This is a genomic window from uncultured Roseobacter sp., from assembly GCF_947491795.1.
GTDB lineage: Bacteria > Pseudomonadota > Alphaproteobacteria > Rhodobacterales > Rhodobacteraceae > Roseobacter.
Genome location: NZ_CANLKW010000006.1, coordinates 1 through 25,690 on the forward strand (window position 1 = coordinate 1; position 25,690 = coordinate 25,690).

Here is a 25,690-nt window from a genome sequence, read left to right on the forward strand (position 1 = left end):
CGCTGATCGCTGCCGCGCGCCGTGCGCGTTTATGATCATAAACGCGCATTAAATCATCTGCGCGGCTTTCGCCGCCCTTGCCTGTTTGTCCAGTTTCTTCTGATGCTGGGCACGGAAGTCCGGGCGCAGGTTTGGCGCGCCTTCCCAGACACCGGCGGTGTCGGCGTGCCCCACATCCTCGAAAAAGGCCTTCATCCTGTCCATACGGCCCTTGTTGGCGATGGCCGCATTGATCACCTGCGCGAGCGATCCCGCGCCGGCCACACCCATCAGCGGCCGGGCCGAAATCAGGTTGGTGAAATAGAGCCCGGGGATGCCCAGTTCCTTGGCCTTCTGCACAACAGGTGTGGTGCCGATGGCCAGGTCCGGCTGAACCGCTTCCATCGCGGCACAGTCATCTTCCAGCGACGCGCGGTATTTAACCTTCACACCTTTGGCTGCAAGCCATTCTGCGTCTGCGGCCGACCATTGGGATTTCGCACAGGCTGTCCCGACATAGGGCACATGCGCCCCGCTTTCGATCAGCAGACGCGCAACCAGAAGCTCTGATCCCTCATAGCCTGACAGCGTGATCGTCCCCTCAATGGGCGTCGCCGCCAGCGCTCCTTTGATCGCGGGCAACACGGCGTTCTGGGCCGCTGCGATCTGGTCTGCGGACACGCCATAGGTCTCGCCGATGGCCTGCAACCAGTCCGCTGTTCCGTCATGTCCTACAGGGGCGGATCCGACAACAGGGCGCCCTGCTGCCTGAAACTCACGGACTGTATCTGTATAGAACGGGTGGATTGCAGCCACGACCGAACAGTCGAGTGCTGCATAAAGCTCGCGCCATTCCCGACAGGGGATCACGGGCCCGGCCGCCAGGCCCATAGGTGCCAGCATCTGGCCGATCATCATCGGATCTGCGGGGAACATCTCTCCCAGCATCGCCACCGTGGGACGCGCGGATTTGCCACCGACAGGGGCTGCGACAGGTCCCGCCTCGGCCTCTGCGCGGGCATATTTCAGCATGGCACCCGCCAGCACATCCTTGGCCTCGGCATGGGTCGGAACCCCAAAGCCCGGCACGTCGATGCCCACGATGCGCACACCGTTGATCTCATCGGGCAGCAGCCGCAGCGGCACACCACTGGCGGTCGGCACACACAGATTTGTCACCACAATCGCGTCATAGCGGTCGGGATCGGCCAGCTCATGCACGGAATCGCGGATGTCTTCGTAAAGCTTGCCTGTCACCAGGCTCTCGGAATTGAACGGTACATAGCCGACAGAGCGCCGCGCACCGTAGAAATGCGACACAAAAGTCAGGCCATAGACACAGCAGGCGGACCCGCTGAGCACAGTAGCCACCCGCTTCATCCGCAAGCCCACCCGGAGCGATCCGAATGCCGGACACATCGACTGGGGCTTGTCATGCGGCCCCACCGGGTAATCCGCGCGGAACTTGTCCAGCAGCTCGGACTGACCGGCTTTGCGCGCCGCTTCTTCCATATCCGCACCGGAATGGCATCCCATCGCATCCGCAGGCGCGTCCGTGGCCACACGTGTCACCTCCCCATGGGGGTGACCTTTGATCACCTCAACCTCCGAGGCGTCGTCATATGTGACTTCTGATTTCATGTGTCCTGCTGCCAGTGGCGGTGTTCGGCGCGGCTGATATCGTCCAGCAACTTCTTTGCACGGGTCAGCACATCACTGGCATTCTCGACAATCCGCAATGATTGCTGGCCAAGATGCCGCGCGCGCTCCGTGGGTCTGGCCCCGGGCAGGTCGTCCGGATCAGGCCTCATCATAAACCACCTCCAGCGATGGCTTTGGTGCCGCGTTCTTGCCGCGCATATCCTCATCGGTTGCCGGTTCCAGCACAAAATCTCCGCCGGTTTCCGAGGCATCAAAAAGCCCCAGCAACCCATCCTGATCCAGCGGCGCGGGCCGCACCGGCGGGGCCACAGCGACATTGTCACCCAGGGCGGCAAAGAGATCGCCCCACTGAGACTGCGCCGTGCCGACGATCTGATAGTTTGCGGATTTCTTGCGCAGGTCATCATCCTGCGGGATTGCGGCCAGGATCGGAATGTCCACCGCTTCGGCAAATGCAGCTGCCTCGCCCGAGCCGTCATCCTTGTTGATCACCAGGCCCGCGACGCCGACGTTACCGCCCAGCTTGCGGAAGTACTCCACCGCCGAGCAGACGTTGTTGGCCACATACAGCGACTGCAGATCATTCGAGGCGACCAGAATGACTTTCTGCGCCATGTCCCGGGCAATCGGCAGACCGAACCCGCCGCAGACCACATCGCCCAGAAAGTCGAGCAGCACATAGTCAAAGTCCCAGTCATGAAAGCCCAGCTTTTCCAGCAGTTCAAATCCGTGGATGATCCCGCGTCCGCCACAGCCACGACCCACTTCCGGGCCGCCCAGTTCCATCGCAAAGACACCGCCGCGCTTGAAACAGACATCCCCGATCTTCACCTCTTCGCCCGCCAGTTTCTTGCGGGTCGAGGTCTCGATGATCGTGGGGCAGGCCTTGCCGCCGAAGAGCAGGCTTGTGGTGTCGGATTTCGGATCGCAGCCGATCAGCAGAACGCGTTTGCCCTGCTCGGCCATCATGTGGCTCAGGTTCGCCAGCGTAAAAGACTTGCCGATACCGCCCTTGCCATAGATCGCGATGATCTGGGTTTTGGACGTGGGCTCTCCCTGCGGGACTTCCAGCGTCGGCTCGGCCTGGGCCTCATCGCGCAAACGCTTGTCGAAATCCTTCAGGTTCGGGACCTCATCTTTCATGCCGCGTCCTTCCAGTTCAAAATCATTTTCAGGCACCCCGGATCAGAGAATGCCTGCGCATAGGCCGCCGGAGCTTCCGCCGCGGGGCGTGTATGTGTGATCAGCCCGTCAAGGCTCAGGTTGCCTGCCTCGACCAGCGCGCGTGTGGCGGCCAGATCGTCATGCGTCCACTCTGCCGCCACCCGGAACCGCGCCTCTTTCATAAAGGCGGGCGGAAAGGCAAAGCTGATCGGATCGGTGTAAAACCCGGCGAGGACGATCTCGCCGCCCCTGGCCACCCGCGCCACCAGTTCGTTGAGCACCTCAACACTGCCGGAGGCGTCATAGACAGATGTGTAATCACGGCGCGGATCTTCGGCGGGGTCGATGACCTCATAGCCTGTGGCACCGCCGCGACGGTCGGGGTCGGTTTCCCAGACGACCGGCGCCGGGGCACCTGCTGCCATTGTCAGCCGGGCCAGCAGACGGCCCAGCACGCCGTGACCCACAATCAGGTCCGGCACGGATTTGTTCAGACCCGCCATCGCGTGGCGCGCTGTTGCGGCCAGTGCCAGCAGCGCGCCTGCCGGGCCCAGCGTGGAATCGATTCGTGTCACACGGTCCGGGGCGGTGATCACCCGTGACGCCGCACCACCGAACAGGCCAAAGGCACCGTCGTAACAGTTGGCACCGGGAACAAAGACGCGGTCGCCCACGCGGTAGCCGGAACCGGTCGAGGCCTCGACCACTTCGCCCACGGCCTCATAGCCGGGCACCAGCGGATAGCCCATGCCCGGAAACGGCGGCATCTGACCTGACCAGAAGAGTTTTTCCGTACCGGTTGAAATCCCGGAATGAGAGATGTCCACCACCAGATCGTCCGCCCCCGGCGCGGTCAGCGTCAGGGTATCAACGTCCAGGTCCCGCGGACCTTTCAGAAGAACGGCGGTGGTTTGCAAGGCTCTCTCCCTCTCAGTTCCGGCGTGTTTTGATCTGCGTCAAAGACTCACCGGGATAGTCTGTTCTGATTGTCAGTTTAAACTTACATAACTGACTGTCAATTAAAATGGACACATTGGCGAAATCAGGCGCCGGGCTTTACGGCGGTCAGGGTCCGGGTCACATAGGCCCGCGCGGGTGCGGGGCTGGAAATGCCGGTAAATCCGGCATCGCTGCACAGCCTCGAAATCTCTTCTGACGACCGGGTCCGCCCGGTCTGCATCGCCATCGTGTAAAAGGCGAAATAGATATCACCCGCACGGTCCGGCGCGGCACCACCGCCCATCGGCTCGGAAATGATCAGCCGCCCACCGGCGGGCAGCACATCGAAAACAGCGCCCAGCAGGGCCGCGACCGTGTCATCGGCATGGTCATACAGGACCCGGATCAGCGACACCGCATCCGCGTCTTCTGGCAGCGGATCATCCCGGAACGAGCCGGGATGCAGCGTCACGCGGCCCGACATGCCCGCAGCGCCAAAGCGCTCGACAGCGCCGGGCGTCACCTGCGGCAGATCAAACAGCACCATCTCCAGGTCAGGCCAGGCCGTGCCTGCCGCCTCGAGAAACGCGCCCGTGCCACCGCCAATGTCCATCAGCCTGCGCACACCTTTCAGCGACACAGCCCGCAGCGTGTCCTCGGCCACCAGCTTCTGGCTTTGCGCCATCAGGTCGGAATAGGTCTCGGCCACGCCAGGATCAATGTCGCCCTGCGCGCCGAATACATAGGGCCAAAACTGCGACAGCTCTGTCGTCTCAGGCCCGCGCAGCAACCCGACGGGATCTGCCAGATCGGCGTAAAAGGCCCGGTGATGCCGGATCATCGCCTCCAGCCCCGGCACACCCATCAGGGCCGCGCCCTTGCGCGCCAGATGAAACCGGCCGGACCGGTCGCGCCGCAGCAGTTTCAGCGCAGCGGCCGCCTGCAACAGAATGGTCATCCGCTCCGCAGGAACACCCGTGGCCTGGCTCAGCTGATCCGCCCTCAGCGGACCACCGCGCAACCGGCGGGGCAGGTCCAGCTCGACCACAGCCATCAGAACCTGGCTCTGAACAAACCCCTGAACGATATCAAACAGCACCGCTCCGTCCCGCCGGGCCTGACCGCGCGTCAGCGGAAAACGGCTCGCCCAGCTCTGGAAACCGGGCCGGGCGACCAGCCGGTTCAGCCAGCCGCCGCGCCAGTCCGGCAAGCCGGTGCTGAGATCAGACATGGCCCGACCGCGCCGCGGCCACACTGGGGGCCACCGGCGTCAGACGTTCGGCATACATGCGCACCATTTCGGCGAGCTTTGCCTCGCCCGGGCAGGACGGAATGGAGGCAATCGCACCGCCCAGAATATCCTTGAGCCGCGAGACAGCGCCCTGAACACCCAGCAGCGTCACCGCATTGGGGCGACCGTGCAGATCATCCTGGCCCGCGGGCTTGCCCAGCGTCTCCGCATCATAGAGCGCGTCGCGCAGATCGTCCGCGACCTGAAAGGCCTCGCCGATACGTGCGCCCAGTTCAAACCAGGGCTCTGCGTCCTGACCTGCGGAAATCGCACCCATCTGGGTCGCCGCGATGAACAGCGCGCCGGTCTTGGCCTGGTGATAGGCAGACAGGTCAATCTCTGTCTCGCTTTCCCACCCCTGCCCTGCACAGATGCCACCGGGCATACCGGTACGCTGCGCCAGGGTCATGATCAGCTGCGCCACCCGGTCCGGTGCCTGCCCCGACTGACGCGCGAGAATTTCAAAGGCCAGCACGATCAGGCTGTCGCCGGTCAGCACCGCCAGCGGTTCGGAATAGGCTTTGTGCACAGATGGCTTGCCGCGCCGGATATCCGCATCATCGAAACAGGGCAGATCATCATGGACCAGGCTCGCGCAGTGAATAAGCTCCAGCGCCGAGGCCGCCGCATCCGACACTTCAGGACGGTCGTCGCCACAGGCCAGCGCCACCGACATACAGATCGTCGGGCGTATCCTGGCACCCCCCGGTTCGGTCGCATACCCCAGGGCCGAGGCCAGCCGGGGCGGCACGGCACCCCTGCCCTGACCCACCGCAACTGATTGTGCAATTGCCGTTTCGATCCGCGCGTTCATGCCCATCAGCCTGTCCTTTCAGAGATTAAGTGTCATTTTATTGCGACACTAAAGTGTAAATCATACTGGACAGTTTGCATTTGCGAGTCAACAATTGCCTATGCGCATCGAAACCGCCCCTCTGCTGCCCGATCGCCCGCGCGCCGTGGTGATCGGCGCCGGTATCGCCGGGCTCGCCACCGCCCTGCGGCTGGCCTGTGGCGGCATGGCCGTCACGCTACTGGAACGGCACGCCCATGCAGGCGGGAAAATCCGGACCCTTCCCAGCGCGGCCGGCCCGGTGGATGCAGGGCCCACCGTGCTCACCATGCGCCACGTGTTTGACGCACTTTTTGCCTGTGCGGGTGCGCGGCTCGAAGATCACGTCACCCTTTTCCGGCAGGAAACGCTCGCCCGGCACTTCTGGCCCGATGGCAGCTGCCTTGATCTGTCCGAAGATCCGGAGGTCAGCGCCGCCGCCATCGCCGGGTTTGCCGGACCCGGTGCGGCGGATGAGTTCCGCAGCTTTCACAAACGCACCGCCCGCCTCTTTGCGGCTTTTGACGCGCCCATGATGCAGGCGCCACAGCCGCGCCTGTCCGAACTGGTGCCGCATGTGCTGCGCCAGCCCGGGCTGATCCCGGACATGGCACCGCTGTCAACGCTGAAAACCTCTCTGGCGCGGCAGTTCTCCGACCCGCGTCTGGCACAGCTCTTCGGGCGCTACGCCACCTATGTCGGCGGCGCGCCACATCTCAGTCCGGCCATCCTGTCACTGATCTGGCAGGCCGAGGCCGCAGGCGTCTGGGTCGTGCAGGGCGGCATGCACCGGCTGGCAGGTGCCATTGCCGGGCTTGCCGCCGAAAATGGCGTCGACATCCGGCTGGGCACCCATGTCAGCGAAATCGCCAAGCGCCATGGTGCTGTGTCCGGCGTCATCCTGCAGAACGGCGCGCAGCTGCCCGCCGATGCCGTGGTCTATGCGGGGGACCCGCGCGCGCTTGCCATGGGCAGCCTGGGCGACAGCTTTACAAAAGTCGCCCCGCAAACGGCCACCCTGCCGCGGTCCTTTTCGGCGCGGGTGCACAGCTTTGCCGCCACACCGCAGGGCCTCGATCTGGCCCATCACAACGTATTCTTCGACGCGGACCCGGACAGCGAATTTGACGACCTGCACGCAGGCCGCATCCCGCGCAATCCGACGATCTACCTCTGCGCTGAAGACCGGGGCCAGAACACGCCCCCCCCCGACACCGAGCGTTTCGAGATCATTTGCAACGCCCCCGCAACAGATACACCCAACGACCCGACGGAGCTCACAGAATGGCACCATCAGATCATGCAGAAGATGGCGGATATGGGGGTGAGCTTCACACCCATGCCGACCGCGACGACCATCACGACACCGCAGACCTTCGCCGCGATGTTCCCGGACAGTCTCGGCGCGCTTTACGGGCAGACGCCGCACGGAATGACCGCCGCGCTCAAACGCCCGACAGCACAGACATCTGTCCCGGGGCTCTGGCTGGCGGGGGGCGGCACGCACCCGGGTGCCGGTGTGCCGATGGCGACACTCTCCGCCCGGCACGCGGCCGGGGCGATCTTACGCGCCCAAACTTTAACATCCCCGTTGCCCCCAACGGCTATGCCTGGTGGTATGTCGACGGGCTGAGCGACTGCGGCACGCGCGCGGTCTCTGTCATCGGCTTCATCGGCTCTGTCTTTTCGCCCTGGTACCGCTGGTCGGGGCGCAAAAACCCTCAGAACCACGTCTGTATCAATGTGGCCACCTATGGCCCCGGCGGGCGGTTCACCATGACCGACCGGGGCCAGGACGCGCTGCGCCAGACCGCCAGCCGGTTCGAGGTCGGCCCCTCGATGATGCGCTGGGAAAACGGACAGCTGATCATCGATATCGACGAGGTGTCGGGCCCGCCGGTTATCAGCCGCATCCGCGGGACAATCACCGTAACCCCCTCTGCGATCACCTCGGTCGAGCTGCCGCTGACACCCGATGGCGCGCATATCTGGCGGCCCTTTGCCCCCTGTTCGCGCATTGACGTGAACATCGACCGCAAAGGCTGGCAGTGGCAGGGCGAGGGGTATTTTGACGCCAATTTCGGCAGCCGCGCGCTCGAGGAGGATTTCAGCTACTGGACCTGGGGCCGCTACCCGACATCGCGCGGGGCCACATGCTTTTACGACGCGACCCGGCTGGACGGATCAGAGCTGGCCGCTGGTTTCCGCTTTGGCCACGACGGCCAGGCCTTTCCGATCCCCCTGCCCCCCAAAACGCGCCTGCGCCGCAGCCTCTGGGCCGTGGCCCGCGAAACCCGCGCCGATGCGGGTGCCAGCGCGCGCCAGACCCTCAACATGCTGGACGCGCCGTTCTATTCCCGCTCGGCGGTGGAAACCGTTCTGGACGGCGAACGCACGGTCGGCGTGCACGAGGCGCTGGACCTCAAACGTTTCCGCTCGCCCCTGCTCAAACCGATGCTGGCCGTCAGAGTACCACGCCGCAAAGGCTGGCGCTGGGACTGAAGGGCGGTTGTGCGCACAGGGCTGCGCCCTCAGTGTCCGGTGTCCCTGACAGGCAGTGACCTCAAAGCTGTTTCCTGCTCGACACTCAGACTTGCTGCCAGATCAAAAAACTGTCGCCGGACCGTCCCGGCGTAGGGATTAGCCTTCTCAATCGCTTCGAATACTTCCGGTGCATCATGCTGAACCATGGAAATCGCCTCAGACAGCAGGTCAAAGCTTTTGGTTGTCATGCGCGTCGGCAGCGGTCCCATCCGCAGCAGCACTTTGGCGATAAGGTGCGTGAGGCCCTGGACGACTGCGGCTTCCCGGTCGTGATCTTCAGGTGTCGTGACGATGACCGTCAGACCAAGTGCTTTACGTAAAAACGCGGCCACCCTCGCATGTCGTTTTCCCTGAATGGGGCAGACCGCAATTTTCAGACCCTCAATCCCTGTCGTGGCACTCTGAGGACCGAACAAAGGGTGAGTGGCCACGATGTCTGCATGGGCCGGCAGCAGCCGTCGCATAATCTCCGAGGGACCAACCTTGACCGAGCCGACATCGACAATCAGCGCGCCGGGTTTGCAGGCAACGGCGATCTCGCTGACAACCTGCTCAAATGAGGACACCGGTGCCGCGATGAGGACCACATCAGCCTGCGATACTGAGTTCAAGGATGACAGACGCACACCAAGGTGCCGGGCGGCTTTGGCAACCTCCGGGGACGGGTCATAAGCTGTAATGTCAAAATGCCGGCGCAAATGACGGGCTGCGAGCTGGCCAAAGGCACCAAATCCCACGATGCCCAGCGACGCGTTCTGATTATTGTTGTTGTTCATTTTTTCGACCTTTGAATATGCCGCCCGGCACAAGGTCGATTGTTTGTTGACCGCTGTCAGGGCAGCGGAAAAACAATGATGAATTGCCCGCAGCTATGGAAGCTGAGGGTAATAGTCCTGCAGTGCAAAGAACGGTTTCATCATGACGTCAGCGATAAGTCACCCGGGGCAGCAGTGTCAACGGTGTTGCCGCGCGGCGGGAGGTGATTGTGGCGCAGAATTCCGGCGGTATGGCCCCGGACGGGCCATCCACCCCCGTCCCTCCAAATCGGAGTTTCCCGCCTACCGCGGCGTCTCGGGCGGGTTGCGGGCGGCGTCAGGGTTCAGGCGCCAGACCTCTGCATTGAGCGCAGAGGCTATACTCACCCAGATCAGATAGGGCACAAAGAGCAGCCCCGCGATGCGGTCCACCTGCCAGAAAACCAGGATACAGGCCAGCACCACGACCCACAGAAACCCGACAACCGCCATGCCGAGCCGGATGTTCTGTTTTCCGAAAAACACCGGCGTCCACAGACCGTTGAAAGCGATCTGCAGTGCCCAGAGCGCCAGCGCCAGACCCGCGCCATCGGCCAGGGCAATGCGCGCACCCGCCGTGGCCATGCACAGGTAAAGCAGTGTCCAGGTTACCGGAAACACCCAGTCGGGCGGCGTGAACCAGGGCTTGTCCAATGCACGGTACCAGGGCCCGGGCGGGAAAAGCCCGCCTGTCGCCCCTGCGCCAAGGCAGGCCACCAGAAAGACACCAAACAACATCCAGAACATCGCTCAGATCACTCCCGCGCGGTTTTGCGCCACTCCGGCCCGCTTGTTCTGGCTGTGCTGTTCCAGCGTCGCCAGCACAGAGATCAGTGCATCGCTGCGCGACGTCTCCGGGGTGCCACGGGCAGCAGCCTCCACCAGAAAGCGGACCTCCTCCAGCGGTCTGGCATAGAGCACCGCAGAACGCGGCATGACCATGCTCGCCCCGCTCAGCAGCAGGGACTGGCCCAGCCAGCCGATCTTTTGCCATTTGTTCGTGCGCGCCCGCGCCGAGATCGAATCGTAATCCATCTGTCTGAGCTGACTGCCGATGCCTGCATAGATGAAACGCGCGCCATAAATGCCCGGGCGGCAGCTGCGCGGCAGCGCGCTGACCCCGGCCTCGGACCGCATGTACAGACGGTTGGCCTCCATCACCAGGCGGCGCACCATCAGACGCACGGCCTTGGTGGGCTTTGGATCCTCCAGGAACTGCTCTGTGTCCATCCCGGCCTCTTCCAGCCAGTCCAGCGGCAGGTAAATCCGCCGCTCCAGCGCATCCTCGCCCACATCGCGGGCAATGTTCGTCAGCTGCATCGCGACACCCAGATCGCAGGCCCGCGCCAGCGCATCGGCATCGCGCACGCCCATCAGAACGCACATCATCGCCCCCACGGCCGAGGCCACGCGGGCCGAATAATCCCGGACGCCTGACAGGGTCTGATATCGGCGCGCCTCTGCATCCCAGGCCAGCCCTTCGAGCAGCGCATCCGGCAGGGCGCGCGGCATCTCGAAATCCTCAACAATCGCGGCAAAGGCCCGGTCGGGTGCGGCATTCTCCGGATGGCCCGCATAGACCGCATCCAGCCGGTCGCGCAGCCGCAGGACCGACCCGACCTTATCCGCCTTCAGATCGACCTCGTCATCGGCCAGACGGCAAAAGGCATAAAGCGCCAGTGCCGGATCGCGCACCCGCGCCGGCAGCAGTTTCGAGGCCGCATGAAAAGACAGCGAGCCATGGCGGATCGCCTCGCGGCAGTGCTCCAGGTCCTGCGGATCAATCATCTGACGCCCTCCGGGTCCGGCACCAGTGTGTCCAGCACCTCTGCCGTGGAAATCACGCCGGGCACCCCGGCACCCGGGTGCGTGCCCGCGCCCACAAGATAAAGGCCCTGCGCCTCTTCGGATATGTTATGCGGGCGGAACCAGGCGCTTTGCAGGATGCGCGGCTCGATCGAAAACCCAGCACCAAACGGGCTGAGATAGCGGTCGCGGAAGGTCTCGGGGGTAAAGACCACCTCGGTGCTGATCCGCGCGCCCAGACCGGGCAGCAGCTGCTCTTCGAGAACCTTCAGCATCTTTGCCTTGTACTTCGGCTCTTCGACGGCCCAGTCAACACCGTTGTCATGGCCCAGATGCGGCACCGGGCTGAGCACGTAAAACGAATCGTCCCCTTCGGGCGCCACGGACGGGTCGGTGACAGAGGGGCGGTGCACATAAAGGCTCATGTCATCGCTCAGCGTGCCCTTGATGAAAATATCCCGCAGCAGACCCTTGTAACGCGGCCCGTTCAGAATGGTGTGATGGCCCACATCCGGCCAGTCGCCGCGCGTACCTTTCGTGCCGAAATACCACACGAACAGAGACATCGAATACCGCGTGCGGGCCAGCCGCTTTGGCGTCCAGCGGCGGCGTGTGTGGTTGCGCAAAAGGTGGTTGTAGGTATGCCCGGAATCGGCGTTGGACACGACAACATCCGCGCCCATTTCCAGCCCGCTTTTCAGACGCACACCGGTCACAGCTCCGTCGTTCAGAACGATCTCGTCCACTTCGGTATCCATCAGCAGCGTGCCGCCCTGCTCTTCAATCACCCGGCCCATGGCCTGCGCCATCCCCGCCAGACCGCCCATGGCGTAATGCACCCCGAATTCCTTTTCGAGATAGGCCACAAGGATATACATCGATGTGACGTGGCAGGGGTCACCGCCGATAAAAAGCGGATGAAAACTCAGCGCCATGCGCAGCTTTTCGTCTTTGACCCGGCTCGCGGCATGGGCATAGACCGACCGGTCCGCACGCAGCCGCGCAAAGGTGGGCAGCACGGCAATCAGGTCCATAAGCTTATGCATCGACCGGCGGCCCAGATCCTCGAAGCCGAACCAGTAGCGTTTTGCGCTGTCTTCCAGAAACTTCTCAAACCCGGCGACGTCCCCGGGGGCCAGGCGGGCCACTTCGGCGCGCAGCCGGTCGGTATCCTGACAGGCGGTGAATTTCGTGCCATCAGGCCAGCGGATCTCATAGAACGGGTCCAGCGCCTTGAGCGTGACATCCGCATCGAAATCCCGACCGCAGGCCGCCCAGAGTTCACGGTAAAGCTGTGGAACAGTGACGATTGTGGGTCCCAGATCAAAGCGGTGCCCGTCCTGCCAGATGGCCGATCCGCGCCCGCCGGGCACATCCAGCCTGTCGATCACCGTCACCCGGTAACCGCGCGCGCCCAGACGCATCGCCGCCGCCAGACCGCCGAGGCCCGCGCCGATGACAATGGCCCGGTCTTTCCGTCCGGAACCGGCAGCAACAGATTCTATGGGATCAACACGTGTCATCAATTAAGTACAGTAGATGTGTCCAGTTTGATTTACAATTGTGTTCTTCCCATTTGGGCAATTGCGTGTCAGACTTAGTTGACACTTTTGAGACCAGCGCGCGCCATGACGGACACTCCGATCGTAACACTGAGCTTTTTCCGCTTTGCCGGGCCGGTTGCGCGTGCCTGGGCCCTGGGCATGATGGGGGCTGCGCGTTTTGCGATGCCGCGCGTGCCGGGCATCGGCTTCTGGAAACTCTGCGGCTCGGGCACGGGCGAGGGGTTTACCCCCCTGCCCAACACCGCCGTCTATGCCATTCTGGCCAGCTGGCCCGACGCCGAAACGGCCCGCCGCCAGACCCGCGATGCCGCCATCTACCAGCGCTACCGCAGCCGCGCCTGCGAGGACTGGACCGTCATTCTGGAAACCAGCACCGCGCGCGGCCTCTGGTCGGGAACAGAGCCGTTCTTTCCCACCGGGCGCGCGCCCGACGGCCCCCTTGCCGCGCTGACACGCGCCACGATCCGCCCCGGCATTGCGCTGAAATTCTGGCAGCGTGTGCCCGATATCAGCCGCATGATCGGCTCTGACCGCAACGTCGCTTTCAAGATCGGCATCGGCGAGGTGCCGCTGCTGCATCAGATCACCTTTTCCATCTGGCCCGACGCCGGGGCCATGGCCGCTTTTGCCCGCACAAACGGCCCCCACGCCGCCGCCATCCGCGCCGTGCGGGACGGCAACTGGTTCTCCGAAGAACTCTATGCCCGCTTTGCCATCCTCGGCGACAGCGGCACATGGGGCGGCGACAGCCCCCTGAAACATCTGGAACTGCCTGCATGAAGACCCCCTTCCCATTTTCCGCCATCGTCGGCCAGACCGAGATGAAACAGGCCATGATCCTGACCGCCGTAGACCCCGGTATCGGCGGCGTTCTGGTGTTCGGCGACCGGGGCACCGGCAAATCCACTGCGGTGCGCGCCCTGGCCGCCCTGCTGCCACCCATCACCGTTGTCGAAAGCTGCCCCGTCAACGCCGCCTCCACCGCGGAATGTCCCGAATGGGCTGAATTAGGCTCGAAAAAGCGCGTCAAACGCCCGACCCCGGTGATCGATCTGCCGCTGGGTGCAACCGAGGACCGCGTCGTCGGTGCCCTGGACATTGAACGCGCGCTGACCCGTGGCGAAAAGGCCTTCGAGCCGGGTCTGCTGGCCCGCGCCAACCGCGGGTATCTCTATATCGACGAGGTCAACCTGCTGGAGGACCATATCGTCGATCTGCTGCTCGATGTGGCCCAGTCCGGCGAGAATGTGGTCGAGCGCGAAGGGCTGTCCATCCGCCATCCCGCACGCTTTGTCCTGATCGGCTCCGGCAACCCCGAAGAGGGCGAGCTGCGCCCGCAGCTGCTCGACCGTTTCGGCCTGTCGGTCGAGGTACGCTCGCCCACAGATGTCGCCGAGCGGGTCGAGGTGATCCGCAGGCGGGATGCCTTTGAAAGCGACCCGGCGGGCTTTATGGCGACCTGGACCCCGCAGGACGAAAACGTGCGGGACGCCATTCTCAGGGCCCGCAAAAAGCTGGCGAAAATCCAGACCCCGGACGAGATCCTGAACGACTGCGCCGAGCTTTGCATCGCCCTTGGCTCTGACGGGCTGCGCGGCGAGCTGACCCTGCTGCGCACCGCGCGGGCGCTGGCCGCCTTTCAGGGCGCGCGCAAGCTGAAACGCGCGCATCTGCGCGCCATTGCCCCCTCTGCCCTCTCGCACCGTCTGCGCCGCGATCCGCTGGACGAGGCAGGCTCCGGCGCACGGGTGAAACGCATCGTCGCGGATGTGCTGGGGTGAGTGTTCCCGCCGACAGCTGGCACCGCGCCGCGCTCGGCCTCAGCCTGCTGCTTTTTGACCCGCACCGCCTGGGCGGGCTGCACATCCGGATGCGCGCAGACCCGGCCCGCGACAGGGTTCTGAACGCCCTCGCCCCGCTGGCACCGCGCCGTGTCCACCCGGGCATCAGTGACGACCAGCTTTTTGGCGGGCTGGATCTGACCGCGACGCTGAGAACAGGTCAAGTAATTGAAAATACAGGATTTTTTTACCAGCCCTGCTGCATCATGCTGACCATGGCAGAACGCTGCCCACCCGGCCTTGCCGCGCGGATCGCACAGCAGATGGACACAGACGCAGGCCATTGTCTGATTGCACTGGACGAAGGGGCCGAACCGGACGAGGCCCTGCCCCCTGCCCTGTCCGAACGCCTGCCGCTTTTCATCGCGCCCGAGGGCCGGATGCCCGATCACTGGGGTCCTGTCCCCGCGGGGACAGATGCCTGCGACCCGGCCTGTGTGACCGCCACAGCACAGGACCAGGAGGCGCTCACGCTGCTGGCGGCAGAGTTCGGCATCGACAGTCTGCGCGCACCCCTGGCGGCTCTGCGCGTGGCCCGGGCACATGCAGCATTTCAGGGCCGGGGCAGCCTGTCCGGGGCCGATCTGGAAGTGGCCGTCACCCTCGTCTATCCGCAGCGCGCAACCCGGCTGCCCGATGACGCGCCCGAGGACACGCCCCAGGACGCGGACACACCGCCGCCCCCGCCGCCGGACAGCGATGAAAACGACCCCGGAGAGCAGGGCGAACCGGACAGTCTGCCCGACGGTGATATCCTCGTGGATGCGGTGCGTGCGCTGCTGCCTGCCGACCTTCTCGCCGGTCTTGTCCCCGCGGGGACAGCGCCCCGGTCGGGCGGTGCAGGGGCCGGCAAAGCGCGCAAGGGCAACCGGCGCGGGCGCCCCCTGCCCTCCCGTCCCGGACGGCTCGACGGCACCGCGCGGATTGATCTGGTGGCCACCCTGCGCGCCGCCGCGCCCTGGCAGCCGCTGCGCAGACAGGCGCAACCCGACGCACCGGGTCTGCTGATCCGCCCGTCGGACATCCGTGTGAAACGCTTTGAAGAGAAATCCGACCGCCTGCTGATTTTCACGGTGGATGCCTCGGGGTCTGCCGCCATGTCCCGCCTCAACGAGGCCAAGGGCGCGGTCGAGATGCTGCTGGCCCAGGCCTATGCCGCCCGCGATCATGTCGCGCTGATTTCCTTCCGCGGTACCGGGGCCGATCTGTTGCTGCCGCCCACCCGGTCGCTGGTACAGACCAAACGCCGTCTGGCCAGCCTGCCGGGCGGTGGCGGCACCCCGCTGGCCGCCGGTCTGGAACAGGCGGCGCAGCTTGCCACACAGAGCCGCGCGCGCGGCCTGTCGCCCACGGTGGTGATCCTGACAGACGGGCGCGCCAATGTGGCGCTGGATGGCAGCCCGGACCGCGCCGCAGCGGCAGAGGACGCGACCCGTTTTGCCGGGCTGATCCGGGCCGAAGGCATCGGCGCACTGGTCATCGACATGTCCGCCCGCCCGCAGGACGCCCTCAAACAGCTCGCGGCCCATATGGACGCGCCATACCTCGCCCTGCCACGGGCGGACGCACAGCGGCTCACAGGCGCTGTGAGCGCCGCTCTGGGGGCCTGAGGCCATGCGCTGGCCTCCACCCGGCGACTGGCCCCATGCGGCGCTCTCGCGGCAGGTTCTGTGCGCCCCGCACCGCTGGCATCTCCAGGAGACGGGAACAGGTCCGCTGGTGCTGTTGCTGCACGGGGCAGGCGGCAGCACCCACAGTTTCCGCGATCTGATCCCGCTGCTGGCCGGAACCTTCCGCGTTATTGCCCTGGATCTGCCGGGCCAGGGGTTCACACAGCTGGGCGCGCGGCACCGCTGCGGCCTGGATGCCATGGCGCAGGATATCGCAAAGCTCTGCGCGCATGAGGGCTGGCAGCCCACGGCCATCATCGGGCATTCGGCGGGCGGCGCGCTGGCCCTGCGGCTGAGCGGGCAGGTGCTGTCCCCGCGGGGACACACCCCGGATGTCATCGGGATCAACGCCGCACTGGATACCTTTCAGGGGCTGGCGGGCGTGCTGTTTCCGGCTCTGGCGAAAATGCTCGCGGCGGTGCCTTTTACCGCGCGTGTGTTCTCTGCGGCGTCGTCTTCGCCTGCGCGGGTTGAGGCTCTGATCCGCAGTACAGGCTCTGAATTAGACTCTGACGGGCTGGCGCTCTACCGCCGTCTGGTGGCCGACAGGGACCATGCGGATGCCACGCTGCTGATGATGGCACACTGGTCGCTGGAGGACCTGCTGGCAGACCTGGAAAACATCCCCGCCAGAACGCTTCTGCTGGCCGGGCGGCGCGACAAAACCGTCCCGCTGCCTGTGTCGGAAAAAGCCGCGCGCCGGATACCGGATGCGCGGTTTGTGCCGCTGGAAAACCTGGGCCATCTGGCCCATGAAGAAGACGCGGAGACCGTCGCAGGCCACATCCGCGATTTCCTCAGCCCGGGTCCTTGAGACTGTCGAGAAAGGCCCGCGCGGCCAGTTCCAGACGGCGCGGATCAACCGTGCCGAAATCATGATCCAGCAGCACCTCAAACTTACCCGCCGAGGCCGTGCAGCGCGCGACCCCTTCGGGCCGGTTCAGCCGGATCGTCGTGCGGGCGGATGACCGGGGGGCGACGGCCTTGCCGGGTTTTGTCTGCGCCTTTGCGGCACCGGCCACGGCCCCGCGCAGCAGGCTGACCTCGGTCGCGGCATCGCGGTCCGGCTGGCTGGTCAGAACGGCCCGCACCTGGGCCGCAAACCGGGGTTTTGCCTCGATCAGTTTTGCAATGCTGAGCCCGGTGGCCCGGGGGATGCTTTCGGGGTGTTTCAGCTCATCGCCCAGGGACGTCAGCAGGCGCACGAAATGCCCGATGTAATTGCGCTTCTGACGCGCGGCAGAGGCATAGAGCGTCTCGATCGCGGTGGTCACCGTATGGCCGCCGCGTTCTGCATAAGACATGGCCAGCTGCGCCATTTCGGCAAAGGAGATATCGCGGCGCACCAGGTTCTCATCGACCATGCGCCGGTACAGCTGGTCGAGCTGCACGCCGCGCGCCTGGAGCGTTGCGGGGATGCGCGCATAGGTGTCCCCGCCGGTTTCGGCCAGCAGTTCACGCCAGGCGCTGAGCCGCCGGAACCCCTGGATCAGCTCATAGCCACCTTCGACCTCTTCGACGTGGATCGGGTTGGACAGGCCGACATCGCGGATCGAGGCCTTGAGCTCATCGAGCTCCGGGTCGCGCCCGGGCATTCTGTCGCGCACCAGCTTGGAGGCGCTGATCAGCGCGGGATCAATCAGCCCCAGGATCTGACCGTTTTTCTTGAGCGCCACGTACTCATGGGCCAGGCGGTCATTCTCGGCGCGGATCTCGGCCTCGGCCGTCTGGCGGGCATTCAGCGCATCGGCATTTTCCGAAATGGCCGCCGCCATGGGGCCCCGTCGTGTGGCCGCAGGTTCTTCTGTCCCCGCGGGGACACCGGCCTCGTCAAAGTCGATATCAAAGACGCGTCGCTTGCTCATTGCTCATCCTCCAGCTCATCCCACGCTGTGCACAGGTGGGTTCGGAATTCTGCATAGGCCTGGTCAAAAGAGGCGCGGGCGCGCCGCCAGGTTTCCCGGGTCATATCGCGGTAATCGATCTCGTAGATCGACGACAGGAACCGCCCCGACTGTTCCACCGCGCGGGTCATCTCGATGGGGTGTTCGGCCACTCTATCCCCCCAGACTTTGATAAAGGCCTGCTGCATCGCACGGTGCAGATCGTTGTTCGGCTCGAACCTTGTGAGCAGGAAACGCAGGTCCAGAAACGCCTTGGGCAGGTTCATTGTCCCCGCGGGGACAAGCCCGGAAAACCGGCTCAGATCCTCCAGCGCTTCGGCCAGCTGACCGATAAAGGAGGTGGTCGAATCGTATTCCCAGTAGCCGGGGCCGGAGGGGATATAGAGCATATCGGCGGCAAAAACCGCGTTCATCGACTGGTAGCCGATGGCGGGCGGGCAGTCGAAGAGCACCAGGTCATAGGCGTCTGCGGGCAGCTGATCGAGAAAGCGCGACACCGCGGCAAAAAACGACCATTCGGGATTGAGGTGCCGGTACTGGGCAGAGGCAAATTCCACGAAAGCCGCATTGGCACAGGAGGGCACAATGTCGATGGTGGGCCAGTTGGTCGGCTTGATAAAGTCGGTGGTGCGCAGATCGCCCAGCCCCATGTCGGTGATGCTGGCGGGCAGGCGGCGGCGGGGCAGGGCGGTGCCGCTCTCCGCTCCTTGCGCGCTGCGGTTCATGCGCTCCGTCTCGGCGGCGAGATCGCGCGCCATGATGCCCCAGACGGTGTATTCCTCGGCCACGTCCGACAGGCCCATCGAATGGCTGAGTGTGGCCTGGGGGTCGAAATCGACACAGAGCACACGGTAGCCATCAAGCGCGGCGGCATGGGCGAAATGCAGCGCCACGGTGGACTTGCCGGCACCACCCTTGAAGTTGGCGATGGCCGCGCGCATCGCCCGTTTGCCCGCAGGCCGGTAGGGCATCAGCGATTTGCGGTTCACCTTGAGGCGGCGGCGCAGCTCGTTGATCTCTTCGAGACTGTACCAGTGCTGGCGGCCATCGGCCTCGACCGTGCCCTGGGGCAGGGTCGGGTCCGCGGCCAGCCGCCCGCGCATCGTCGACTGGTTCACGCGGAAGATCAGCTCTGCCACCTCCCAGCTGGAGAAGCGGCGCAGGGTCTTTTCGTTCTGCGGGCTGTAGGTCTGCTGGCGGATGAATCCCTGCATCCGGAGGGATTGCGCCTGCAGATGTGCGAGGTCTTTGTGCGTAAACATGCGCGGCCTGTCTGCTGTTTCTGTCCCCGCGGGGACGCTAATTCTTGTTTTTTCCAGATTTACGCGGATTTGCCCGAAAAAGCAAAAGAGAATATCATCTTTTGCGGGAAGCGGCGGGAAGGCCCGCACGCCTGTCGGTAAAGGGGCCACCGGGGTCTGCACTGATTCCCGCCACCGGACGCCAGGGTGGCCAGAAGGCCAGGGCAGAGGACAAAATATAGGGGACAGTTTGCGACGCCCTACTTGCAATAGGGGGACAAAAGGAGCCAAATAGGGGACATACAGGGCGTCCCCTAATACCTTATAACCGGATTCTTTTTCTTTTCTGAGGGGCGCATCCTTGCTGGCTCCAGGCAAAGACTTGACAGAATCGGCGTTTCGGACGCAAATCAGACATCGATTGCGAAAAACGGCGAGATCAGCCATGATGATCGCCAAGAGAGGCTGACACATCAGCCCGTTCCCGAGGCAGCAAGGGCCACAGCGCTGGTCCTGCATCACTGAAATTGAGGGCAGGCTATGCTTTCCACGAAACCCGTGGGTCGTGGCGCTTCTGCACGCAAATATGATCTGCTGACAGCGATGGGGGCTTTTGCCCTGTCGCAGGGCAAGCATGATCAGCGCCGCGTGCTGAGGCTGATGACCCTGATCACCGCCAGATACAACTGGGCCCGCGATGAGCTTGCCGTGGGCCAGCGCGAGATTGCGCGGCTGTGGTCGGTGGACGAACGCACGGTCAAACGCGAGATGGCGCTGTTGCGGGCGCGCAGCTGGCTGGTGGTGCGCCGCCAGGGTGCGCGGGGCAGGGTGACGGAATACCGTCTGGGCATTGAGCGCATTCTGGAGGACACGGCACCCCGGTGGGCCTGTGTCGGGCCGGATTTTGAGCTGCGCATGGGCGCGCCGGAGGCGCCGGATGTTGTCCCGCTGCCTGTGCGGGGCACTGTGCCTGCGCCGCAGGTATCAGACGGGACGGAATGGGCCCTGGCACAGGCCGTGCTGCATGCCGGGGATCCGGGCACCTATGCCTCGTGGCTGGCGGCGCTGGAGCGGACAGAGAGAGCAGGGGGGCGGCTGACGCTGCGCGCGCCGTCACGCTTTCACGCGGCCTATGTGCAAACCCATCTGGAACGCCGCGTGCTGGCGGCCTGCCGGGATGTGGACGCGGATGTGTCAGAGATCCGCATCATTGCCGGGTGATCCCCGGCGCGCACCGCTGACGGATCAGCCCTGCAGAACCTTTGGCCAGTTGGCGTCACCCGCCTGAATGCGCGCGGTCTCATCACGTTCCCATTTGCGCTGGAACCGGCGCGAATAGTTCAGAAAGAGACGGCCATCGACGATTTTCCAGGCCTCGGGCACGGTTGAGGCGGTGTAGCCTTCGCTGACGGCCCAGGCGCAGTAGCCACCGTATTGCGGGGCCCAGGCTGCGGGATCACCGGCAAAGGCGTCGCGGTTTTCTGCCGAGGCAAAGCGCCAGGTGGCCCCGTTCCAGTCCAGGGTGATGTCGCGGCTGCCGGGCACGGGCCTGCGTTCGGTGAAATAGGCAACCGGGTCGGAGCCGTCGATTGCAATGCCCCGTTCCATATAGACCGGGGGCAGGGCGGCCAGTGCGCCCCGCGCAAAGAGGGTGGCGACTGGCAGGGCGCCTGCTGTGGCCATCAGGGTGCGTCGTGTGAGGATCATCGTGGTCTCCGGTCGCGTCATGTCTGTGTCAGTCAGGTGGGGCCCTTTGCGGGCGGTGCAAGCGATCACACGCGCCTGTGACCGCCGGTTATTCCCGGAACCGTCCGTGGCAGGCTTTGCAGTTGGCGGCCAGCGCGCCCATGGCCGGGCGCAGATCGGCCGGAGAGCTGATGGTTTGCGCCAGCTCTGATGCCAGGACCTGCAGTTCGTCCGACAGCCCGGTAAAGGTGTCATAGCTGTCCCAGATCACGGGCAGAGCTTCTGATTTCGGATCGGTTTCCGGCGCTTTGAAGAGGGCAGGGACAGCGGCGGCATGCTCTGCGATGCCTGCTGCGGCGGCGCGCGCAGTTGCGGCGTCAAAGGCGCGTGTGCCTTTGGTCATCTCACCCAGGGTTTTCAGGTGCCCGGAGATGGCCGTCATGCCCTGCATGCGTGCCATGACCGCCGGATTGCTGACCCCCTGGTGGGCCAGAACGGCTGTGGCGGTGGCCAGTGTCAGGATCGTAGTGATGCAGGTACGTTTCATTCAGGTCAGTCCGGGTGGTTCACAAAAAAGCCGCTGCCCGGTGTCGGGGCAGCGGCCTTGGTGTTCTCCGGGCGGCGCCGGGATCAGCTTTGCGGGCCGACCGATGCCAGATAGGCCGCGACGTCCTCGCCACCCTTTTTCAGCTTGAAGGCCATTTTGGATTTGGCTTTGCTGTCGTCGAGATATTCGCGCAGGAAGGCGCGGGGGTCCTTGGTGTATTCCGCCAGATTGGCTTCGTCCCAGACGAGGCCTGCTTCGCCTGCGGCGACCAGATCGTCACCATAGCGGAAATCAGCTGTGCCCGCTGTGCGACCAATCACGCCATAGAGGTTCGGGCCGGTTTTACCGCCCTTGACGATGGTTTCGCCCGCATCGGATTCGATCATGTGGCAGGCTTTGCATTTGTTAAACTCTTTCTCGCCGGCGGCGGCGTCGCCTGTCGAGTGGCCGTCCGCGAAAGCGGGCGCTGCAAAGCTCAGTGCGATCAGTGCTGCAAAAGTGCGTGTCATCGGTATCTCCTACGTTTGTTACCGTACAACGTAGAAGATACTGACGAGAGTCAACAGTCACAATTGAGCGATTATGCCACCGCGTGGGAAATCGCGCATTGTCTCCACAGTTCCTTGAGCGCCAGCACCAGATGCTCGATGTCTTCGATGCTGTGCAGGGGCGAGGGCGTAAAGCGCAGACGCTCTGTGCCCTTGGGCACAGTGGGATAATTGATGGGCTGCACGTAGATGCCGTATTGCTGCATCAGATAGTCCGCGATCATGCGGCATTTGACCGGATCCTTGATCATCACCGGGATGATATGGCTGGGGTTGTCCAGATGCGGGATACCTTCCTGGTCCAGACGTTTGCGCAGATAGGCCACGCGTTCGCGCTGCAGTCTGCGCTCGGACGACGAGCTCTTGAGATGCCGGATCGAGGTCTGGGCCGCCGCCGCCACAGCCGGGGGCAGGGCGGTCGTAAAGATAAACCCGGAGGCAAAGGAGCGGATAAAGTCGCACAGCGCCTCAGAGCCGGTGATATAGCCGCCCATGACGCCGTAGGCCTTGCCCAGGGTGCCCTCTATCAGGGTGATGCGGTCTGCAAGCCCCTCGCGCTCGGATACGCCGCCGCCACGCGGGCCATAAAGGCCCACCGCGTGGACTTCATCCAGATAGGTCAGCGCGCCGTGTTTTTCGGCAACCTCGACGATCTCCTGCATCGGGCAGATGTCGCCGTCCATGGAATAGACACTCTCAAAGGCCACGATCTTGGGGGCGTTCGCGGGCAGGGCAGAGAGTTTGCGGTCCAGATCCTCGGGGTCGTTGTGCTTCCACAGCACTTTGTTCGCACGGGAGTGGCGGATGCCCTCGATCATCGAGGCATGGTTGAGCTCATCGCTGAGGATGACAGCGTCAGGGATGCGGCTGCCAAGGGTGCTGAGTGCTGCCCAGTTGGACACATAGCCCGAGGTAAAGAGCAGCGCGCTTTCCTTGCCGTGCAGGTCCGCCAGTTCGGCCTCGAGCAGTTTGTGGTTGTGGTTGGTGCCGGAGATGTTCCGCGTTCCGCCCGCACCGGCGCCGCAGTTGTCGATGGCGTCTTTCATGGCGCCGATGACATCGGGGTGCTGGCCCATGCCCAGATAGTCGTTCGAGCACCAGACCGTCACCTGGTCGGGGCTGTCGTCGTCATGGCATTTCGCCCGGGGGAAGGCACCAGCCTTGCGTTCCAGTTCGGCAAATATCCGGTAGTTGCCGTCGTCTTTCAGTGCGTCCAGTTGTGTTTGGAACAGTGCATCAAAGTCCATGATGTCCCCCTTCTGTTTTCCCTGTAGGTATCGTGTCTTCTGGTTTCGTGAATTCGGACGGACCGGCAGCCGGGATCATCCAGCGCCAGAGTTTTTCGTCCGGAATGGGCAGTACCATCATCCAGTGCTCAAAGAGTGCGAGTGCTGTAATGGCTGTCAGTAAAGCAAATCCTGCTGATGCGCCCGGTCCTGATGTTGCGGCGATGCGTTCCAGCCAGCAGGCGGCGGCAAATGTGAGCGCGGTCACAGAGACCGGAAAGAGCCAGTTCATCGTGCGGTGACGGAAATGGCTGGGCAGATGGGCGAGTGTTTCGGGCAGGAAATCGACGTTGATCTTGGGCACGCCCAGAAACAGGTTCAGCTTGGCCGAGATGCGGGCGAAAAAGAGCACCGCAAAGGTCCACAGACCAAAGGGGTTCACATGGTCCCAGCCCGCCAGGAACATGGCGATGAGCGTGCCCGCCAGCAGCATTTCGTGATAGGCCAGCGTGCCCCAGGCGCGGATGAACCGTTCCCATTCGGGCACATCGCGAGGCAGCGGGCTGGTGTTGGGGCCGGTGATGATGCCGGTCAGAAAGGCCAGCTCGATCCAGCCCCAGATCGCCAGTGCTGAAACAAAGGCCACATAGATGCTCAGCAGATCACTGCTCCAGAGCGTGGTCCAGAAGCCCAGAACCCCAAGGCCCAGCACGGGGAGCCCCAGCAGCACCGCCCGGCGGCGCGCGGCCAGGCCCCGGCGGTCGGCAGATTTGACCACCCACAGGATCGCACCGGTGGAAAACCACCAGGCAAAGAGCGCAAAAAGGGCAGGGATCCAGAGGCTCACGATGCGGCCCTCCTGCCCGGTGTGCCAGCCGGCACTGCCCGCCCCCACAGAGCGCCGGACACCGGTCGCAGACCGGATGTCCCGCACGCGCAGGGCCTCGTATGGCCCAAGGGTGCGCGCCTGTCCGCAGGTGCGGCGGTTATGCCGGCGGGCTGTTTCAATAGGCCGGCTCCAGGCGGGTCTGTGCAGGCACCTGATGCTTTTTCGCAGGGATCAGCAGCAACGAGACAAAGGCACTGACGGCGCGGGCCTGGGCCCCGAGTTTCGCAAAAAAGCGCCCGTCCTCTTTGGCCTGTGCCAGATCGGCGTTGGCTTTCTGCATTTTCTCCAGTCCCGGTTGCCAGCGCGGGTGTTCGATATCGAGCGTGATCGGGAAAATCTGCTCGCTGAGCTTGCTGGTCTTAGTAAAGACCTCATGCGCGTACCAGTCCGGGTCCACGCCGAGGGCTTTGTGAAAGGCCGGGCGCTGGTGGTCGCGCACATACATCGTGGAATAGACTGCCGTCAGGAAGAATTTGATCCAGAGGACGTTCTTTCCTTTTGTCAGTTTGGGGTCGGTTTTCATCAGCAGGGCAAAGGCTTCGCCATGGCTGAACTCGTCATTGCACCACTCTTCGAACCATTTGAAAATCGGGTGGAACCGGTGCTGGGGGTTTTCCTGCAGATGCCGGAAGATGGTGATGTAGCGTGCATAGCCGATCTTTTCCGACAGATAGGTCGCATAGTAGATGAACTTGGGCCGGAAGTAGGTGTATTTCTTCTTTTGCGTCAGGAACCCGAGGTTCACGCGCAGGCCCGCCTCGCGCAGGGCGTCATTGATAAAGCCTGCGTGCCGGGCTTCGTCCCGTGCCATCAGCTGGAACAGACGGGTGATGTCTTCGTTGTTGCCGCGCCGTTTCATCTCTTTGTAGAGCACGCAGCCCGAAAACTCGGCCGTGCAGGACGAGATCAGAAAGTCGATGAACTCCTTTTTGAGCTGCGGCTCCATGTTTTCCCAGTCCACGGTGTCCCAGTCGTCGTTCTTTTTGAAGTGGCCTTTGTTGGGGTCGGCCTCCATCTGGGCGATCAGCCGGTCCCATTCGCCGCGCACCGGCGAGACATCTATCGCGTCCAGCTCATCAAAATCGGTCGTGTAAAACCGGGGGGTGAGCAGCGTGTTGGACATCGCCGTCTCGGTGGCGAAATCGTCGTCGTATTTCGCCTGTTCTTCCTGAATGGCGAGACCTTCTTCGACGGTGGTCGCGTCGGCGGTGTGCTTGCCTTCGTACTTTTCGGGTGTGTTCTGGACGTTCACAGCGTGACCTCCTCTGAGAAGGAAAACTCGCACAGCTCCATGATCTCAAAGTCGCCGGTCAGGCGGGTCCAGAGCCGTTCGAGTTTGCTGGCGCGGATGATTGTGGCCTCGCGGTCTTCAGAGACGATCTCTCCGAAGGGGGCCATGATTTCTCCGCCGTGGACCTGGACTTCATCGCCCGGATAGATCACAGCGCCGTTGTTGAACCGCACATGCGCGTGCAGGCTCTCGAATTTATGGCTGATCTCGACGGTGCAGGGGGCCCGTTCGATCTCTTTTGTCAGTAGTCCCATGGTGGCTTCCTCCAATG

The 25,690-nt window shown here is 63.8% G+C and carries 26 protein-coding genes; 7 read left to right on the plus strand and 19 right to left on the minus strand.

Features of this window, described 5'->3' with window-relative positions; genetic code table 11:
• Nucleotides 1-48: 48 nt before the first annotated feature.
• The 6 genes from bchY to Q1A34_RS19025 all read right to left on the minus strand — a co-directional run bounded on the left by bchY (nucleotide 49) and on the right by Q1A34_RS19025 (nucleotide 5,855).
• Nucleotides 49-1,620, minus strand: coding sequence for a chlorophyllide a reductase subunit Y (gene bchY, locus Q1A34_RS19000; RefSeq protein ID WP_300038230.1), 1,572 nt, complete (start codon nucleotides 1,618-1,620; stop codon nucleotides 49-51).
• Nucleotides 1,617-1,793 carry a hypothetical protein gene (locus Q1A34_RS19005; protein WP_300038233.1) on the minus strand — a complete coding sequence of 59 codons (177 nt, stop codon included), beginning with the start codon at nucleotides 1,791-1,793 and terminating at the stop codon, nucleotides 1,617-1,619. Before Q1A34_RS19005 ends, bchY begins: the two co-directional genes overlap by 4 nt.
• Nucleotides 1,780-2,784, minus strand: coding sequence for a chlorophyllide a reductase iron protein subunit X (locus Q1A34_RS19010; RefSeq protein ID WP_300038235.1), 1,005 nt, complete (start codon nucleotides 2,782-2,784; stop codon nucleotides 1,780-1,782). The genes Q1A34_RS19005 and Q1A34_RS19010 overlap by 14 nt, the downstream gene beginning before the upstream one ends.
• The gene (gene bchC / locus Q1A34_RS19015; protein WP_300038237.1) at nucleotides 2,781-3,722 is read right to left on the minus strand and encodes a chlorophyll synthesis pathway protein BchC; all 942 of its coding nucleotides are present in this window, start codon (nucleotides 3,720-3,722) and stop codon (nucleotides 2,781-2,783) included. The genes Q1A34_RS19010 and bchC overlap by 4 nt, the downstream gene beginning before the upstream one ends.
• Nucleotides 3,723-3,847: 125 nt before the next feature.
• Nucleotides 3,848-4,975, minus strand: a complete 1,128-nt coding sequence (locus Q1A34_RS19020; protein WP_300038240.1) for a methyltransferase — start codon at nucleotides 4,973-4,975, stop codon at nucleotides 3,848-3,850.
• Nucleotides 4,968-5,855: a polyprenyl synthetase family protein gene (locus Q1A34_RS19025; RefSeq protein ID WP_300038243.1), complete on the minus strand. Its 888-nt coding sequence runs from the start codon at nucleotides 5,853-5,855 to the stop codon at nucleotides 4,968-4,970. Before Q1A34_RS19025 ends, Q1A34_RS19020 begins: the two co-directional genes overlap by 8 nt.
• Before the next feature lie 94 nt (nucleotides 5,856-5,949).
• On the opposite strand from Q1A34_RS19025, the gene crtD reads away from it, so the two are divergent.
• Nucleotides 5,950-7,500 carry a 1-hydroxycarotenoid 3,4-desaturase CrtD gene (crtD, locus tag Q1A34_RS19030; protein ID WP_300038246.1) on the plus strand — a complete coding sequence of 517 codons (1,551 nt, stop codon included), beginning with the start codon at nucleotides 5,950-5,952 and terminating at the stop codon, nucleotides 7,498-7,500.
• A complete protein-coding gene (gene crtC, locus Q1A34_RS19035) occupies nucleotides 7,497-8,369 on the plus strand; it encodes a carotenoid 1,2-hydratase (RefSeq protein ID WP_300038488.1) in 873 nt (290 codons plus the stop codon). Before crtD ends, crtC begins: the two co-directional genes overlap by 4 nt.
• A 29-nt stretch (nucleotides 8,370-8,398) precedes the next feature.
• On the opposite strand, the gene Q1A34_RS19040 is transcribed toward crtC, so the two are convergent.
• The 4 genes from Q1A34_RS19040 to Q1A34_RS19055 form a co-directional block, all read right to left on the minus strand.
• Complete coding sequence (locus tag Q1A34_RS19040; protein WP_300038249.1) at nucleotides 8,399-9,220, minus strand: prephenate dehydrogenase; 822 nt, start codon at nucleotides 9,218-9,220, stop codon at nucleotides 8,399-8,401.
• Nucleotides 9,221-9,469: 249 nt separating this feature from the next.
• Complete coding sequence (locus Q1A34_RS19045; RefSeq protein ID WP_300038252.1) at nucleotides 9,470-9,952, minus strand: TspO/MBR family protein; 483 nt, start codon at nucleotides 9,950-9,952, stop codon at nucleotides 9,470-9,472.
• 3 nt (nucleotides 9,953-9,955) lie between these two features.
• Entirely contained in the window at nucleotides 9,956-10,993 is a 1,038-nt protein-coding gene (gene crtB, locus Q1A34_RS19050; protein WP_300038255.1) for a 15-cis-phytoene synthase, read from the minus strand.
• On the minus strand, nucleotides 10,990-12,534 hold the full coding sequence (locus tag Q1A34_RS19055; protein WP_300038258.1) for a phytoene desaturase: 1,545 nt from the start codon (nucleotides 12,532-12,534) through the stop codon (nucleotides 10,990-10,992). The genes crtB and Q1A34_RS19055 overlap by 4 nt, the downstream gene beginning before the upstream one ends.
• Before the next feature lie 105 nt (nucleotides 12,535-12,639).
• Here Q1A34_RS19055 and crtA point away from each other — a divergent pair, with 105 nt between their 5' ends.
• Genes crtA through bchO form a run of 4 tightly spaced genes read left to right on the plus strand, consistent with a single transcriptional unit; the run spans nucleotide 12,640 to nucleotide 16,901 of the window.
• Entirely contained in the window at nucleotides 12,640-13,356 is a 717-nt protein-coding gene (gene crtA, locus Q1A34_RS19060; RefSeq protein WP_300038261.1) for a spheroidene monooxygenase, read from the plus strand.
• On the plus strand, nucleotides 13,353-14,357 hold the full coding sequence (bchI, locus tag Q1A34_RS19065; protein WP_300038264.1) for a magnesium chelatase ATPase subunit I: 1,005 nt from the start codon (nucleotides 13,353-13,355) through the stop codon (nucleotides 14,355-14,357). Before crtA ends, bchI begins: the two co-directional genes overlap by 4 nt.
• The gene (locus Q1A34_RS19070) at nucleotides 14,354-16,027 is read left to right on the plus strand and encodes a magnesium chelatase subunit D (RefSeq protein ID WP_300038267.1); all 1,674 of its coding nucleotides are present in this window, start codon (nucleotides 14,354-14,356) and stop codon (nucleotides 16,025-16,027) included. The genes bchI and Q1A34_RS19070 overlap by 4 nt, the downstream gene beginning before the upstream one ends.
• Before the next feature lie 4 nt (nucleotides 16,028-16,031).
• Nucleotides 16,032-16,901 carry an alpha/beta fold hydrolase BchO gene (gene bchO, locus Q1A34_RS19075; RefSeq protein ID WP_300038270.1) on the plus strand — a complete coding sequence of 290 codons (870 nt, stop codon included), beginning with the start codon at nucleotides 16,032-16,034 and terminating at the stop codon, nucleotides 16,899-16,901.
• Here the strand turns inward: bchO and Q1A34_RS19080 are convergent.
• Nucleotides 16,885-17,952: a ParB N-terminal domain-containing protein gene (locus Q1A34_RS19080; protein WP_300038273.1), complete on the minus strand. Its 1,068-nt coding sequence runs from the start codon at nucleotides 17,950-17,952 to the stop codon at nucleotides 16,885-16,887. The genes bchO and Q1A34_RS19080 overlap by 17 nt on opposite strands.
• The gene (locus Q1A34_RS19085) at nucleotides 17,949-19,253 is read right to left on the minus strand and encodes an AAA family ATPase (protein ID WP_300038276.1); all 1,305 of its coding nucleotides are present in this window, start codon (nucleotides 19,251-19,253) and stop codon (nucleotides 17,949-17,951) included. Before Q1A34_RS19085 ends, Q1A34_RS19080 begins: the two co-directional genes overlap by 4 nt.
• A 519-nt stretch (nucleotides 19,254-19,772) precedes the next feature.
• Here Q1A34_RS19085 and Q1A34_RS19090 point away from each other — a divergent pair.
• The gene (locus Q1A34_RS19090; protein WP_300038278.1) at nucleotides 19,773-20,453 is read left to right on the plus strand and encodes a hypothetical protein; all 681 of its coding nucleotides are present in this window, start codon (nucleotides 19,773-19,775) and stop codon (nucleotides 20,451-20,453) included.
• 24 nt (nucleotides 20,454-20,477) lie between these two features.
• Here the strand turns inward: Q1A34_RS19090 and Q1A34_RS19095 are convergent, their stop codons facing one another.
• From Q1A34_RS19095 to Q1A34_RS19125, 7 genes are all read right to left on the minus strand, one after another.
• On the minus strand, nucleotides 20,478-20,960 hold the full coding sequence (locus tag Q1A34_RS19095) for a YHS domain-containing (seleno)protein (RefSeq protein WP_300038281.1): 483 nt from the start codon (nucleotides 20,958-20,960) through the stop codon (nucleotides 20,478-20,480).
• Nucleotides 20,961-21,027: 67 nt separating this feature from the next.
• Nucleotides 21,028-21,465 (minus strand): cytochrome c, encoded by a 438-nt coding sequence (locus tag Q1A34_RS19100; RefSeq protein ID WP_300038284.1) that lies wholly within the window; start codon nucleotides 21,463-21,465, stop codon nucleotides 21,028-21,030.
• Nucleotides 21,466-21,548: 83 nt separating this feature from the next.
• Nucleotides 21,549-21,974, minus strand: coding sequence for a c-type cytochrome (locus Q1A34_RS19105; RefSeq protein ID WP_300038286.1), 426 nt, complete (start codon nucleotides 21,972-21,974; stop codon nucleotides 21,549-21,551).
• A 71-nt stretch (nucleotides 21,975-22,045) separates the two neighbouring features.
• Entirely contained in the window at nucleotides 22,046-23,260 is a 1,215-nt protein-coding gene (gene hemA / locus Q1A34_RS19110; RefSeq protein ID WP_300038289.1) for a 5-aminolevulinate synthase, read from the minus strand.
• The gene (puhE, locus tag Q1A34_RS19115; RefSeq protein WP_300038292.1) at nucleotides 23,250-24,086 is read right to left on the minus strand and encodes a putative photosynthetic complex assembly protein PuhE; all 837 of its coding nucleotides are present in this window, start codon (nucleotides 24,084-24,086) and stop codon (nucleotides 23,250-23,252) included. Before puhE ends, hemA begins: the two co-directional genes overlap by 11 nt.
• A gap of 157 nt (nucleotides 24,087-24,243) precedes the next feature.
• Nucleotides 24,244-25,380 carry a magnesium-protoporphyrin IX monomethyl ester (oxidative) cyclase gene (gene acsF, locus Q1A34_RS19120; RefSeq protein WP_300038295.1) on the minus strand — a complete coding sequence of 379 codons (1,137 nt, stop codon included), beginning with the start codon at nucleotides 25,378-25,380 and terminating at the stop codon, nucleotides 24,244-24,246.
• Nucleotides 25,377-25,673, minus strand: coding sequence for a hypothetical protein (locus Q1A34_RS19125; RefSeq protein WP_300038298.1), 297 nt, complete (start codon nucleotides 25,671-25,673; stop codon nucleotides 25,377-25,379). Before Q1A34_RS19125 ends, acsF begins: the two co-directional genes overlap by 4 nt.
• Nucleotides 25,674-25,690 lie beyond the last annotated feature (17 nt).

Coding starts and splice junctions, on each gene's coding strand:
- Q1A34_RS19085 (WP_300038276.1), bottom strand. CDS start 19,253: ATGTTTACGCACAAAGACCTCGCACATCTGCAGGCGCAATCCCTCCGG.
- crtD (WP_300038246.1), top strand. CDS start 5,950: ATGCGCATCGAAACCGCCCCTCTGCTGCCCGATCGCCCGCGCGCCGTG.
- crtB (WP_300038255.1), bottom strand. CDS start 10,993: ATGATTGATCCGCAGGACCTGGAGCACTGCCGCGAGGCGATCCGCCAT.
- Q1A34_RS19025 (WP_300038243.1), bottom strand. CDS start 5,855: ATGGGCATGAACGCGCGGATCGAAACGGCAATTGCACAATCAGTTGCG.
- bchI (WP_300038264.1), top strand. CDS start 13,353: ATGAAGACCCCCTTCCCATTTTCCGCCATCGTCGGCCAGACCGAGATG.
- Q1A34_RS19090 (WP_300038278.1), top strand. CDS start 19,773: ATGCTTTCCACGAAACCCGTGGGTCGTGGCGCTTCTGCACGCAAATAT.
- Q1A34_RS19100 (WP_300038284.1), bottom strand. CDS start 21,465: ATGAAACGTACCTGCATCACTACGATCCTGACACTGGCCACCGCCACA.
- Q1A34_RS19055 (WP_300038258.1), bottom strand. CDS start 12,534: ATGACACGTGTTGATCCCATAGAATCTGTTGCTGCCGGTTCCGGACGG.
- Q1A34_RS19080 (WP_300038273.1), bottom strand. CDS start 17,952: ATGAGCAAGCGACGCGTCTTTGATATCGACTTTGACGAGGCCGGTGTC.
- bchY (WP_300038230.1), bottom strand. CDS start 1,620: ATGAAATCAGAAGTCACATATGACGACGCCTCGGAGGTTGAGGTGATC.
- bchO (WP_300038270.1), top strand. CDS start 16,032: ATGCGCTGGCCTCCACCCGGCGACTGGCCCCATGCGGCGCTCTCGCGG.
- Q1A34_RS19045 (WP_300038252.1), bottom strand. CDS start 9,952: ATGTTCTGGATGTTGTTTGGTGTCTTTCTGGTGGCCTGCCTTGGCGCA.
- Q1A34_RS19010 (WP_300038235.1), bottom strand. CDS start 2,784: ATGAAAGATGAGGTCCCGAACCTGAAGGATTTCGACAAGCGTTTGCGC.
- Q1A34_RS19020 (WP_300038240.1), bottom strand. CDS start 4,975: ATGTCTGATCTCAGCACCGGCTTGCCGGACTGGCGCGGCGGCTGGCTG.
- hemA (WP_300038289.1), bottom strand. CDS start 23,260: ATGGACTTTGATGCACTGTTCCAAACACAACTGGACGCACTGAAAGAC.
- Q1A34_RS19125 (WP_300038298.1), bottom strand. CDS start 25,673: ATGGGACTACTGACAAAAGAGATCGAACGGGCCCCCTGCACCGTCGAG.
- Q1A34_RS19105 (WP_300038286.1), bottom strand. CDS start 21,974: ATGACACGCACTTTTGCAGCACTGATCGCACTGAGCTTTGCAGCGCCC.
- Q1A34_RS19095 (WP_300038281.1), bottom strand. CDS start 20,960: ATGACGCGACCGGAGACCACGATGATCCTCACACGACGCACCCTGATG.
- Q1A34_RS19005 (WP_300038233.1), bottom strand. CDS start 1,793: ATGATGAGGCCTGATCCGGACGACCTGCCCGGGGCCAGACCCACGGAG.
- crtA (WP_300038261.1), top strand. CDS start 12,640: ATGACGGACACTCCGATCGTAACACTGAGCTTTTTCCGCTTTGCCGGG.